General features: G+C 50.8%; 13 protein-coding genes. 11 read left to right on the plus strand and 2 right to left on the minus strand.

Annotated features, from left to right (window positions below):
• Window positions 1–84 precede the first annotated feature (84 nt).
• The 7 genes from MKX70_RS20840 to MKX70_RS20870 all read left to right on the plus strand — a co-directional run bounded on the left by MKX70_RS20840 (window position 85) and on the right by MKX70_RS20870 (window position 5,546).
• Window positions 85–789: a dihydroorotate dehydrogenase electron transfer subunit gene (locus MKX70_RS20840; protein WP_042236818.1), complete on the plus strand. Its 705-nt coding sequence runs from the start codon at window positions 85–87 to the stop codon at window positions 787–789.
• The gene (locus tag MKX70_RS20845) at window positions 782–1,714 is read left to right on the plus strand and encodes a dihydroorotate dehydrogenase (RefSeq protein ID WP_042236817.1); all 933 of its coding nucleotides are present in this window, start codon (window positions 782–784) and stop codon (window positions 1,712–1,714) included. The genes MKX70_RS20840 and MKX70_RS20845 overlap by 8 nt, the downstream gene beginning before the upstream one ends.
• Window positions 1,715–1,811: 97 nt before the next feature.
• Complete coding sequence (lpdD, locus tag MKX70_RS20850; RefSeq protein ID WP_042236816.1) at window positions 1,812–2,150, plus strand: prenylated flavin chaperone LpdD; 339 nt, start codon at window positions 1,812–1,814, stop codon at window positions 2,148–2,150.
• 79 nt (window positions 2,151–2,229) lie between these two features.
• A complete protein-coding gene (locus MKX70_RS20855) occupies window positions 2,230–2,898 on the plus strand; it encodes a PspA/IM30 family protein (RefSeq protein WP_039299055.1) in 669 nt (222 codons plus the stop codon).
• Between the two features lie 138 nt (window positions 2,899–3,036).
• A complete protein-coding gene (locus tag MKX70_RS20860) occupies window positions 3,037–3,447 on the plus strand; it encodes a DUF350 domain-containing protein (protein WP_042236814.1) in 411 nt (136 codons plus the stop codon).
• A gap of 104 nt (window positions 3,448–3,551) precedes the next feature.
• Complete coding sequence (locus tag MKX70_RS20865) at window positions 3,552–4,058, plus strand: DUF4178 domain-containing protein (RefSeq protein ID WP_340840641.1); 507 nt, start codon at window positions 3,552–3,554, stop codon at window positions 4,056–4,058.
• A 195-nt stretch (window positions 4,059–4,253) separates the two neighbouring features.
• A complete protein-coding gene (locus tag MKX70_RS20870) occupies window positions 4,254–5,546 on the plus strand; it encodes a molybdopterin molybdotransferase MoeA (protein WP_340840642.1) in 1,293 nt (430 codons plus the stop codon).
• A 1,117-nt stretch (window positions 5,547–6,663) separates the two neighbouring features.
• Here the strand turns inward: MKX70_RS20870 and MKX70_RS20875 are convergent.
• Together MKX70_RS20875 and xerS are read right to left on the minus strand one after the other, a co-directional pair.
• On the minus strand, window positions 6,664–7,542 hold the full coding sequence (locus MKX70_RS20875) for a pentapeptide repeat-containing protein (protein WP_231637671.1): 879 nt from the start codon (window positions 7,540–7,542) through the stop codon (window positions 6,664–6,666).
• Between the two features lie 60 nt (window positions 7,543–7,602).
• A complete protein-coding gene (gene xerS / locus MKX70_RS20880) occupies window positions 7,603–8,697 on the minus strand; it encodes a tyrosine recombinase XerS (protein ID WP_042242666.1) in 1,095 nt (364 codons plus the stop codon).
• A 171-nt stretch (window positions 8,698–8,868) separates the two neighbouring features.
• Here xerS and MKX70_RS20885 point away from each other — a divergent pair, with 171 nt between their 5' ends.
• From MKX70_RS20885 to MKX70_RS20900, 4 genes are all read left to right on the plus strand, one after another.
• Complete coding sequence (locus MKX70_RS20885) at window positions 8,869–9,378, plus strand: GNAT family N-acetyltransferase (protein WP_042236810.1); 510 nt, start codon at window positions 8,869–8,871, stop codon at window positions 9,376–9,378.
• A gap of 105 nt (window positions 9,379–9,483) precedes the next feature.
• Window positions 9,484–10,515 (plus strand): hypothetical protein, encoded by a 1,032-nt coding sequence (locus MKX70_RS20890; RefSeq protein ID WP_340840643.1) that lies wholly within the window; start codon window positions 9,484–9,486, stop codon window positions 10,513–10,515.
• Window positions 10,516–10,596: 81 nt separating this feature from the next.
• Window positions 10,597–10,998: an RrF2 family transcriptional regulator gene (locus MKX70_RS20895; RefSeq protein ID WP_042236806.1), complete on the plus strand. Its 402-nt coding sequence runs from the start codon at window positions 10,597–10,599 to the stop codon at window positions 10,996–10,998.
• A gap of 110 nt (window positions 10,999–11,108) precedes the next feature.
• The gene (locus MKX70_RS20900) at window positions 11,109–11,762 is read left to right on the plus strand and encodes an MBL fold metallo-hydrolase (protein ID WP_042236805.1); all 654 of its coding nucleotides are present in this window, start codon (window positions 11,109–11,111) and stop codon (window positions 11,760–11,762) included.
• Window positions 11,763–11,784 lie beyond the last annotated feature (22 nt).

The following is an 11,784-nucleotide window of genomic DNA, read 5'->3' on the forward strand; positions in this document are numbered from 1 at the left end:
GGCTGTGATTGTGAACTATGTCACAGATTTTAAGCTCCTTCTAAGGCATGGTTAATAAGATTAAATTTGAAGGAGCTTGATAACGTGGCGACGGTGATTAGTAACGAGCGGCTGGGAGACGGAGTATACCACCTGGTGGTTGAAGGAGGTAACGGCGGTGCGATGGGTCAATTCTACATGCTGCGGGCATGGGGAGCCTATCCGCTGCTGTCCAGACCGCTTAGCATACATCAGGTGAATGACAGCGGTGTTGATTTTTTGTATCACGTAGTAGGGGAAGGCACGGAGATTCTTGCCGGACTGAAGCCGGGCGACAAGCTTGAACTCGAAGGGCCATTCGGCACCGGCTTCCCGCATGTGGAAGGCAAGGTCGCGTTAGTAGGCGGGGGCATCGGAATTGCTCCGCTCTATTACTGCGCCCAGGAGCTTCCGGAGAGTGACATCTACCTCGGCTTCAGCCGGGAATCTTTTCGTACCGAAGCCTTCCGTCCGCTTGCTGCCGAGCTGACTGTCGATGTGGGCGGCCACATTCTGGACAGCGTGGATTTCACGGATTATGATCATATATTTGTCTGCGGTCCGCATCCCATGCTGAAGGCGGCACAGCTCAAGGGTATAGCTGCCGAAACAGCCGGCAAGCGCCCTGACGTGTATCTGTCGCTGGAGAACCGCATGGCCTGCGGCATCGGTGCCTGTCTCGTCTGCAGTGTATCCTGCAAGGATGGACAACGGAAGGCCTGCGCGGACGGACCCGTCTTCCTGGCTGGGGAGGTGCTGTTCCATGATTAATACAACTGCTACTATTGCCGGTGTTCATTTCAAGAATCCAATTGTTATGGCTTCAGGCACGTTTGGCTTCGGCCGTGAATACGGGAAGCTCTATGACGTGTCCCTGCTTGGCGGCATCTCCGGCAAAGGGCTCACACTCCATGCCAAAGCGGGAAATCCCGGTGTACGCGTGTATGAGACTGCTTCGGGTATGCTGAACAGTGTAGGACTTGAGAATCCCGGAGTGGAAGCGTTCCTGGCCAAGGAGCTTCCATACTGGGAGACACTGGACACGGCGCGTATCGTGAATCTGGGCGGCAACACACTGGCTGATTACGTGCTCGGTGCCCAGCTGATCCAGCGCGATGCGGATGCCCGTCTGCTTATAGGCAAACCGGCAGTGGATATGATCGAGCTGAATATCTCTTGTCCGAATGTGAAGGAAGGCGGCATCGCCTTTGGCGTGAAGACTCCGGCAGCGCTTGAGGTCGTCCGGGCAGTTAGAGCAGCAACCCGTCTCCCGCTGGCCGTGAAGCTGTCGCCGAACGCCGAGGATATCGCAGAGATGGCTGAGATGTGTGAGGCTGAGGGGGCGGATGCTGTCTCGCTGATCAATACGATCTCAGGAATGAAGATTGATGTGCGCCGCCGCCGCAGTGTATTTCATAATCAGTATGCCGGGCTATCGGGACCTGCGATTAAGCCTGTAGCCTTACGGATGGTGCATCAGGTATCCAAACGTGTATCCATTCCGGTTATCGGGATGGGCGGCATCACCTCAGCTACCGATATTATAGAATTCATTATGGCCGGTGCAGCCGTCATTCAAGTGGGAACGTACAACTTCATGAATTTACGGGCCGGCAGTACGCTTGTCGAAGAACTGCAGCAGTTTATGGCTGAAGAGAATATCAGCTCGCTGGATGAAATCCGCGGTATTGTATAGCTGGAAGGCTGAGCCTGCGATTTAGTATAACTTTTTTGCACAGCCTGAGAGATCTTCACTTGCCATGGTTAATATAATGGGTAGGGGGAATTCTGTTATGATATCCGATCAGCTGCATCCTGATGACATTGAGCTGTCTGAAATCACGGTTGGCCGTGACCTGCTGCTGCTGATTACCGGAGGTGTCCGTCATATCGGTTCGGCAAGCACCGCTTATATGGACGGTGACACTGCCAGGGTCATGACTTCGGCGGTACCGCATCATAAGGAGCATACGATCAGCGAATCCATTGCACTCCGGACAGCAGCTTCACTGAACCGGACAGTCACGGTTGTGATGGGGATTCATTATGACAATCTGACTAAAGATGGCATTATGGAAGTCGTAAATATTGTGAATTCCAAAGTGGACCAATATTTATTGCAAAAGATTTAACAATTTTGAAACGATAGTGGCACTCCCTGCGTAAAAGATACCAAATGAGCAACTAACTTTTATTTTGGAGGAATGAACCATGTCTATATTTAAAAGATTGCGTGATCTGACCATGTCCAATGTGAATGCGATTATTGATAAAGCGGAAGACCCGGTCAAAATGACCGACCAATACATTCGTGATATGACCGAGGATCTGGAAGATGCCGAGAAAGCGGTAGCTGCCCAGATTGCCATTGAGAAGAAATTCAAGCAATTGTATGAAGAGCAGGAAGCTCTGGTGAACAAGCGTAACCAGCAGGCACACGCTGCCGCTCAAGCCGGTAATGCCGATCTGGCCCGCCGTGCACTGGAAGAGAAGAAATCGGCTGAAGCTAAGCTCGTAGAGTACAAGACCAGCTTCGACCAGAACAAGGCTTCAGCGGACAATCTCCGCGGCAAGCTAGAAGAAATGCGCAAACAGCTTACGCAGATGAAGAACAAACGTGAGACACTTGTTGCCCGTTACAACGCAGCGAAGGCCCAGACTGAAATCAACAAAGCTATGAGCGGGTTCAGCTCCGATTCGGCTTCCGCAGGTCTCAAACGGATGGAAGACAAAATGCTTCAGGCAGAAGCACAGGCAGAAGCTAGCAACGAGATGAGCTCCGGCAACAAATCGCTGGATGATGAATTCGAGAAGCTGGGTAAAGACCAGGCGGTTGAGGATGAGCTGGCTGCACTGATGAAACAGTACGACAAACAATAACATATAGGCATAAGCCGGAGTTCAGGCGGTTGTCCACAGGCGAAGGGGAGACAGAACTAGCGGTTTCTCCTTCGCCTTATCTTTGTCTTACCTGTTGTCTTACCTGGAAGGTAATCTGAATAAGCGGGGGCTAAAGCAATGGATTTCCATTCCCTGGTGTCCATGGTAGTGTGGACGGTCAGCGGCGCAGTGCTGCTGTGTGTGCTGATGTTTGTGGATTCGCTGTTTACCCGTTATGATGATTTGGAAGAGCTCAAGGCAGGCAATATGGCAGTCACAACGCGCTTCATAATGAAGCTGGGGGCTCAAGGCTATATCTTATCGTCGTCCATTGCTGCAGCAAGCCGGCTCGGGGAAGCGATGGTTGTCTCTATTGTATCTTTTGTACTGTTGTTCGTTCTGGAAAAATCAGCCGAGCTGCTGCTGGGCAGGGTAGGCAAGCTTGATCTCGATCATGGCACTCAGCTGGGCAAAGTCGGCTACGGTCTGCTTGCAGGCTCATTGCATGTAATCGGGGCTCTAATTATTGCTGCATTTATTCGTGGATAACATACTTACTCTGACAGAACTTAAGCGGATACTTTCGAAACGAGTTTTGCGGAGGGAAATCGATGTAGTGTGTGCTGACAAAACTTTTAGGAGGATTGATGGCTTTGGGTTTATGGAAAAGAATCGGTAATATGTTCTCGAAGCCGGAGGCGCCTGCGGTGCCCAAAAGCATGCTCGACCTGTCTCCCGGAGATATTTGTGAAGTATCCCTGGTAACATACGAAGTAACGGGCCGGACGAAGACCAGCGGCCGCAATGCTGCTGTATTGACGCTTCGTGACGGAAGCCAGATTTCCTACCTGTATATTGAAGAACGGGAGCAGCTGCAATACAGATTGTATCATCCGATCGACGGGCGTCTGGATAGCCCTTCCGAGGTGCCGGCTACCCTGGAGCTGGATGACTGTACCTTTTATCTGGAGGAAGAATACGAGGGGTATGCAGCAGTTACAGGTCAGACTCCTTACATGAATGGCGGAGAACAGCACGTCTGGCAGTACCAGTCGGATGATTCGCAGCTGCTACGCGTGGAATGGCAGAATGGCCGGTTCATGCTCTATGAAGGTGAAACTGTCATTCCGGCTGATGTCAGAGTGATTCGTGCGTCTTAAGGTTTACATGGAGCAGAGGAGATCAGTCTGCTAGAAATCAAGGGATGCCACCGCCTGTTGCAGGCCGTGTGCATCCCTTTTTGTCTGTGAGCCAACCCGAAGCTAAATTTCCCTTTGTAGTGCCGCATGTTAAAATGGGCGTAGCTCAGCAGATGCAGGAAACTGCCAACTTAACAAGGAGGATGGACTACTTCCATGGCTAACCCAGAGAACAATAACAAGGAATATACCAATGATAAATTTCAGCGCTCAGCGCTTCAGGTGACAGAGGCTCAGGTCCGGCTGACAGCATATGCATTCCCCCTTACCGATGAAGAGGTTCCTTTGAATCAAAGCTGCGGGCGCTATCTGGCCCAGTCCGTTCATGCACCGCATCCTTTTCCGGCATTTGACCGCTCAAGTATGGACGGCTATGCTGTTATCGCAGCAGATACAGCATCGGCTGGCGATAACAACGTGGTGTGGCTTGAAGTGGTCGATGTTATTCCCTGCGGCGCAGTAGCGTCAAGAGAGATTACGACGGGGACTGCTGCGCGGATCATGACCGGAGCGCAGGTTCCGGATGGCGCGGATACTGTAATTATGCTGGAAGCCACAGAGAGCCGGATGGAAGGTGGTGTTACTTATGTGGGCATTCGCAAGCCGCAAGCGGAGGGACTTCATATTACGCCGCGCGGCCTGGAGCTGGGGACAGGAGAACTGGTGCTGCCTGAAGGGCAAATGATCGGTGCCGGTGATATCGCTGCACTGGCTGCGCTGGGTGTCGCGAATGTTCCCGTACATCGCCGACCTAAGGTGGCAATCTTCGCCACCGGGACTGAACTGCTTGAGGTGGACGAGCCGCTGGCTCCGGGTAAAATCCGCAACAGCAACTCTCCTATGCTGGAGGCGCTTGTACGGGAAGCAGGCGGAGAACCTGTAATGCTTGGTGCGATTGCAGATGATCTGGAGCTTGCCCGGAGTAAGGTGCAGATGGCTCTGGAAAGCTATGATCTTGTAATTACTACGGGCGGTGTATCCGTAGGGGATTATGATATTATGGGTGATCTGATCCGCGAGCAAAGCGGCGAAATGCTGTTTAACAAAGTAACCATGCGACCGGGCAGTGTTACAACAGCGGCTGTACGTGGAGGAACCCTTCTGCTGGCCTTATCAGGCAACCCGGGAGCCTGCTTTGTAGGGTTTCAGCTGTTCGCCCGGCCTGTCATCGGGCTGATGCAAGGGGCGGCGCAGCCTTTTTTGCCGGAATGGACTGCAGTGCTAGGCGTGGATTATAAGCGGGTAAACTCCTTCACCCGGTATGTCCGGGCCCGGCTGGAGATCCGGGAGGGCATTCTCTATGCTTATCCTGCCGGCGTAGACGAATCCTCCGTGATGGTTACGATCAAAGACAGCGATTGCCTCATCGTCATTCCGCCGGATAGCGGGCAGATGACTTGCGGGGACAAAGTAACCGTGCTTAAGCTGCCGGGGGAGACCCGGGGGTAAATAGTGGGGGAGACGGGAACTAACGAAGCACGTATTAGCTTTGAACGGAAAGGCTTAGAAACTGTACAGATGCAAATAGAGCAAGTAGAGCCCGGGCGCGAACCCGGACCGGACGCGCGAACCCCGACTTTAACCTGAACGGGAATCTGGGCGAAACCTCATAGATGGGCGCTCACCAGTGTGGACAAGCGTATGACCATGCTGAGCATGTCATTTTGTAAGAAAATGTAATGGGAATACTGGGGTGAACATTATTTAATATTTTCACCATATGAAAAATTCGAAATAGAGAAGTGACTTATGGGGACCTGAGATGCTAAAGTTTGCTTAAGTTTCATATCGAAGCGGTTTAAATGTTGTACGTAATGCAGCTCGGCCTCTAAGATATAGGAGTGTTCGGACAGATTGTTGTATGAAATACAACGATTGTTTCGCTCAACGGCTTGGGGGAGGAGAAATGATGCCTTTTGTACAACAATTCTCGATAATAGCCGGAATCATATGGTAATTGTTGTATTCTGTGCAGGATTTGGCAAAGTAATCAGTTCCTCACACGCTGCGGGTTGAAAACGTAAAATCTTGCCCCAACATCTCAAAAGATCGAATATTTACTGTGATGAAGGCAATAATTGATGTGATTATTTTCAATTCTGCTATGGGCAGCAACGGGGCTAATTATAATATTACATCATATGAAAAATTCACAATAGAAAATCAAAAATCGTAGAGCAACCTGCCAGCAGGATCATCCCATCGTGCTCCTATTTTCATAATGCGCCTACCGAAAGACGGGTTACAAGGGAAAGCCCTAAGTTCTCAGAATACTTAATGAATATCAAAAAGAAACCCGGATCAACTACGATCCGGGTTTCTTGATAATCTAAGCTCAGAAGCAGAAGTACGCTTCAACCCGCTGCTTTGTTGAGTAGAGCCCGAATCAGGCATATGGATACCCATGATCATTCGCATGCGGCTGAAAAAAGGAGAATCAGGTGTACAAATGTGCTTGTATCCGAAGATATGGAACAGACAGTCTGATAACCACAATCAACACACAAATAAGCCAGTAACTAGCCACCTGTTGCTATATAAAACAGCAGAGCAGCCTAACTTAGTCTCACCCTTTGTCCGCTGACCAGTGCTCAGGATGCGTAAGCGATCCCGGCAGCTTGGTAGCCGAATCTCCCTTAGCAGCCTGCAGCTGCGCTTGGGTAAGGAAGAGGCTATCCCGCAGATCGGCGCCGCTCAGATTCGTGTCGCGGAGATCAGCGCCGATCAGGTCAGCATGCCGCAGATCCGCACCGCTGAGGTCAGCGGCGATCAGATAAGCGCCGCGTAAGCTGACACAGCGGAGATCGGCCTTACGCAGCTTGGCGCCGATCAGATCAGCCCCGCGGCCGTAGTTTTTCTGCCGCTTGGGAGCTGGTTCCAGCTGCGTCCGCGCGGTATTGCGTGCCAATTCGCTGGCACGCAGCAGCAGTTCATTGACTTCAGCACGATGAACGTGCACATCGAGCTTCAGGAGTTCCGCAGGACTTAGTATGGTCAGATTCAGGGTCTGCTCCATCATCAGCATGAGAGAATCATGCAGAATATCAGCGCCTTGGAATGCCAACGCTTCACGCAGATACCACAGCAGCTCGTGAAGCTGGCGCATCACCAGGAAGACCTCGAACATCTGCCCGGCGGTTTCAGGGGCCTGCCGCCAGTCACGGCTTCCATAGGTCAGATTGGAGACCTTCTGCCCGGCTCCGAAGCAGTCATACACTGTGCAGCCACGGAAGCCTTTCTCCCGCAGTTCCGTGTGAATTCCGCAGCGGAAGTCCTCCCGCAGATTGGGGCAGGGCTGTCCGGCATTCTTATCTATTGCGAAGTCGGAGGAAGCGGCAAAAGGAAGCGCCGCGCAGCACAGGCCAAAGCAGTTCAGGCAGTCAGAATGCAGTTCAAGCAGTCCAGTGTCCTGAGTTTCAGTCCAATTCAAATAATTTTCTATCAAAGGAATAATACCTCCACATCAATAATGAGACTCGGCCCGTAGCCTTTCGCAAATGTCAGACTATTGGGAGGATTCACTCTCCAGACGGCGTTCAATAGCTTCTGACATCGTTTTGTCCGTGAGATGGGCATAGATTTCGGTGGTTTCAGTTGAAGCATGTCCGAGCTGTTCCTTCGTTCTGTAGATATCATTTTGCAGATAATAGTCGGTTGCGAAGGAGTGCCGCAGCTTGTGTACAGTCAGATAAGGTTTGCCGAACCGCTTGGCGTATTTGATAATCATCTCTTGAATCGCCCGCTTGGTCATCCGTTTGCCCTCAGTGCTGCCATTTGGCAGGGTGATGAAGAGCGCCTTTTCCCGTTTCGGAGTCTTGTATCTGGACTGGCGGAGGCTGAGGTACAAGCTGAGATCGTCCTTGGCCTGCTCGCGGAAATAGACTGGAGTCTTGAAGGTTTCGTCATTATGACCCTTGCGGAAGACATAGAGCAGCTTGTTGTTCACATCCAGATCATCCACATTAAGATTGACCACCTCGGATACGCGCAGGCCGGAGTTCAGAATCAGACTGGCAATACAGGCATCCCGCTCACGATTCAGCTGAAAAGAATAATAAGCCTGCTTGTTGGCTTCTACATCTTTGCCATAACCCTCATAGATATAGCCTACGAATTCCAGCAGCTCCTCATCCTCCAGAATTTTGCCCTTTAGCTTGGCAGCCGTATCCTTCGGTTTGTGAATCCGTTTGATCTCCACCTTGGCCATAATATTACGCTTAAGCAGCGGATAAAAGTTCTCATCCTCCGCAATCTGGCTTAAGTAGTGGAAGAGGGAGCGAAGTGCAGACAGCTTACGGGACACGGTAACGCGTGTATTCGCACTCTCAGCCCGGGTTGTCAGATGCAGGCGGTAACCGACAATGCTGTCCATATGCAGGGTCTCCAGATCGAGCAGCGTAATTTCAGTATTCTTCGCAGCTGCGGATAGACCTTCACCGCGCAGCCAGCCGAAAAAGGATTCATAATCCCGGATATACTCTAACAGCGTGGAGGGGGACAGATCCGGACGCTTATAATCGATGAACTGCTGCACGAACCAGGGCATCTGCGGCAGACGCTGGTCGAGGTTTTTCCGGTCGGTGGTTTTTTGAATACTGATAGGAATCACCTTCTTTTTAGTTTGCCGGAAGCCCGATAGGGCTGTCATTCTATCTTAACATGTTTTAGCATTTTATGGCTTGAATCTGTATCCGGGAGAGGTAGTGCCCTTGCTCCTGATGTGACAAAGTTATATGATGTGAAGTAAACGAAAACGGCAGAGGTGAACCTGATGGAACTTGGAATCGAGCTGGTTCCTAAAGAGCAGAAGCAGATTATAAGCAGATTAATGCAGTTCTATTTGTATGATTTTACGCGGTACCTGGAGCTGCAGGTGGACCGTGACGGATTGTTTCCGTCCTATCCCGGGCTGGAGGCCTACTGGAACAGCGGTCTAAACAAGTTTGCCTACTTATTCACGGTAGACGGCAATATTGCCGGCTTTGCGCTTGTAGACCGGCTACTGCGTGATCCGGAGGGACAGTTCTATATGACGGAGTTTTTTGTGATGCAGAAATACCGCCGCAGCGGCGTAGGAACCTGGGCTGCACACCGGCTGTTCGATATGTTCCCCGGCGATTGGAAGGTCTCGCAGATCCGTGCGAATACACCTGCGCGTAACTTCTGGCACCGGGTGATCGGTTCGTATACAGGAGGGGAGTTCCAGGAGAGGTTCAACTCCCGGCAAGGCAATCCCAGTCAATACTTCAGCACATTAAATACTAATCGAATTAATAAATAAATGTGGAATGCCTGAACATGAATTCACCGGTTCATCACATACAATTCCCAGAATGGCACGCAACTTTAAGGAGCTTCCAGCGTCTGGTAACTGAGGTGATCACAAATGTCCATGCGTAAGAGTGTATTCGGAGCGGGCTGCATTACAATTGTATTAGCGTTCAGCTCAGGCTGCGGCAACGGGGCAGAGATTCATTCGTCCGGTGCCGGGGGGATGGCACAGCCGTCCGCAACGACAGCTGCAACAGCCGCAGTATCCGTTACTCCTTCCCCAGCCCCTGCTACGCCAGCAGTAATCAAGACTGAACCCCCTGGGGTCAAGTCAGTGGCTCTGATTCCGGCAGTACCGGATTATAATGAAAGCGGCAGAGGATATGAAATTAAGGGTGAGATTGTCCAAGCTGCGTTTTCCGCAGATCAGACCCTACCATTGGGGCTGTTCATGCCCGAAACGATGGTGCGGTTTGAACAGGATAGAAGATCTGCCTGGGGCACACCGGATAAACAGAATTATATTACTTTGATGAAACCTGTTGCAGGGGATGCGGCAGCTGGTGATGGAGAATTTGAGCCAGGCAATGATCGTGAGCTGCTGAAATACAAGGAATACCTCGGAAGCAAGGTAGAAGGAGACCAGACGGCTGAAGCATTCGAATTTACAGCCAAGGAGCAGACTTACAGAGCAGAACTTCATCTACAGGCTGAACAACGCGCAGCGCTGCTTCCCGTGTTCATTGCTATGCTTAGAGATGTAGAATATATGGAGAAACAACCGCCCCTCACTCCAGGTGTGTTCTTAACAGCGCCAGATGTTGGAAGTGATCCCGGGAATAAGCAAGCGCTGCAGGAAACAATGGACTGTCTTGAAGCCTGGTCGGCAGGGGACAAGGAGAAGTTCGCGGCTACTATGTTCTCCCCGCAGCTGAATGAAGCTCTGCAGTTTTTCCTGGATAATAAGAATGTCTACCGGTTCTATGAATTAACACTGACAGGCATCCCGATTGAAGGAACCAAGCGGGCCGGCTTCTGGGTCAGGTATACGCGGATGAACTCAGAGGGCTACATTATTGGCGGAGGGAATGAGATCTCCCTGCTCAAGAACAAACAGGGCGAGTGGAAGATTGCCAACATTGATTAGATGTAAGAAGAAGATTGTACGCAGATAATAAGTGTGCTATAATTTGCACATTAAAACCGCAAAGAGGAGTCAATACTTCCTATGGCAGAGATCAAACGATTTGGTTATGGATTGCAGGCGTTAGTCGTGCTGGCTTCAACAGCAGGACAGTACTCGAGTGTGGAGATTGCAGAACAGATCCGCTGCGAGCCGACTGCACTGCGTAAAATTCTGTCCCGGCTTACAGAAGCCGGTTATATCGAAGTACGCCAAGGGCGGGGTGGCGGTTATACACTGGCTAAACCACCCGGAGAGATTACTCTGGCAGAAGTATATTTGTCCATGCATGATGATGTGCCTATGCTGGACGGTATGCTGGATACTACCGGCAATCATTTGTTTGGACAGAAGGTCCGCCTGTCGTTCGATCAGATTATGACGGATATCCGTTATCAAGTGGAGCATGTGCTGAAATCTTATACGATTGCTGACTTAGTGGAGTGACGTGAGAGGTCCGGGAAGCCAGTTTCAACAGCTGGTTTTTTTTGTGATAAAGTGTGCTGATAAATGCACATTTAACAGCCTGATCATTTTATTTTGGAGGAGAGAAAATAATGAAAATTCACTGGTTTGGACACTCCGCATTTCAGCTCATATCACAGCAGGGGACGGTAATTCTGATTGATCCCTACGGGAAATTCCTTGGTTACCGGATGCCTAAAGTTAAGGCGGATATTGTAGCCATTACCCATGATCATAAGGACCACAGTCAGATTCAAGTGGCTGAAGGTCCCTATGAACTGATTAACCAGCCCGGGCATTTCAGTGTACGGGGAGTGGAGATTCAAGGGGTAGCCACGTATCACGATAATGTGGAAGGGGCAAAAAGGGGCAATAATATCATCTTCGTGTTCACGGTAGACGGACTCCGGATTTGCCACGCCGGTGATCTCGGCCATGCTTTGAATGTCCAGCAGTTGGAGCAGATTGGCAGGGTTGATGTACTTATGATCCCTGTCGGCGGAAAAGCAACGCTTGATGGTACGGGTGCGGCAGCCGTAATGAAGCAATTGCAGCCGGCGGTTGCCATACCTATGCATTACAGCACCAAAGCGCTGGGGTTGCTTGGCCGGTTGTTTTTTGCCAAAGCAGATAAGTTCTTGCAGGCTGCAGGGCAGCCTGTTAACGTAGTAGAAGAACTGGTCGTTACCAGCGAGACTCTTGCCAGACAACGTGGTGTATATACTCTCCAATATGAACCAAGCTGAATGGGCTGGAAAAGAGGATTAT

The organism is Paenibacillus sp. FSL R7-0312, from assembly GCF_038004445.1.
GTDB lineage: Bacteria > Bacillota > Bacilli > Paenibacillales > Paenibacillaceae > Paenibacillus_AQ.

Excerpts from the sequence above, each read along its gene's own strand:
- MKX70_RS20900 (WP_042236805.1), top strand. The coding sequence starts at position 11,109 with ATGAAAATTCACTGGTTTGGACACTCCGCATTTCAGCTCATATCACAG.
- MKX70_RS20885 (WP_042236810.1), top strand. The coding sequence starts at position 8,869 with ATGGAACTTGGAATCGAGCTGGTTCCTAAAGAGCAGAAGCAGATTATA.
- MKX70_RS20870 (WP_340840642.1), top strand. The coding sequence starts at position 4,254 with ATGGCTAACCCAGAGAACAATAACAAGGAATATACCAATGATAAATTT.
- MKX70_RS20860 (WP_042236814.1), top strand. The coding sequence starts at position 3,037 with ATGGATTTCCATTCCCTGGTGTCCATGGTAGTGTGGACGGTCAGCGGC.
- lpdD (WP_042236816.1), top strand. The coding sequence starts at position 1,812 with ATGATATCCGATCAGCTGCATCCTGATGACATTGAGCTGTCTGAAATC.
- MKX70_RS20855 (WP_039299055.1), top strand. The coding sequence starts at position 2,230 with ATGTCTATATTTAAAAGATTGCGTGATCTGACCATGTCCAATGTGAAT.
- MKX70_RS20890 (WP_340840643.1), top strand. The coding sequence starts at position 9,484 with ATGTCCATGCGTAAGAGTGTATTCGGAGCGGGCTGCATTACAATTGTA.
- MKX70_RS20895 (WP_042236806.1), top strand. The coding sequence starts at position 10,597 with ATGGCAGAGATCAAACGATTTGGTTATGGATTGCAGGCGTTAGTCGTG.
- MKX70_RS20845 (WP_042236817.1), top strand. The coding sequence starts at position 782 with ATGATTAATACAACTGCTACTATTGCCGGTGTTCATTTCAAGAATCCA.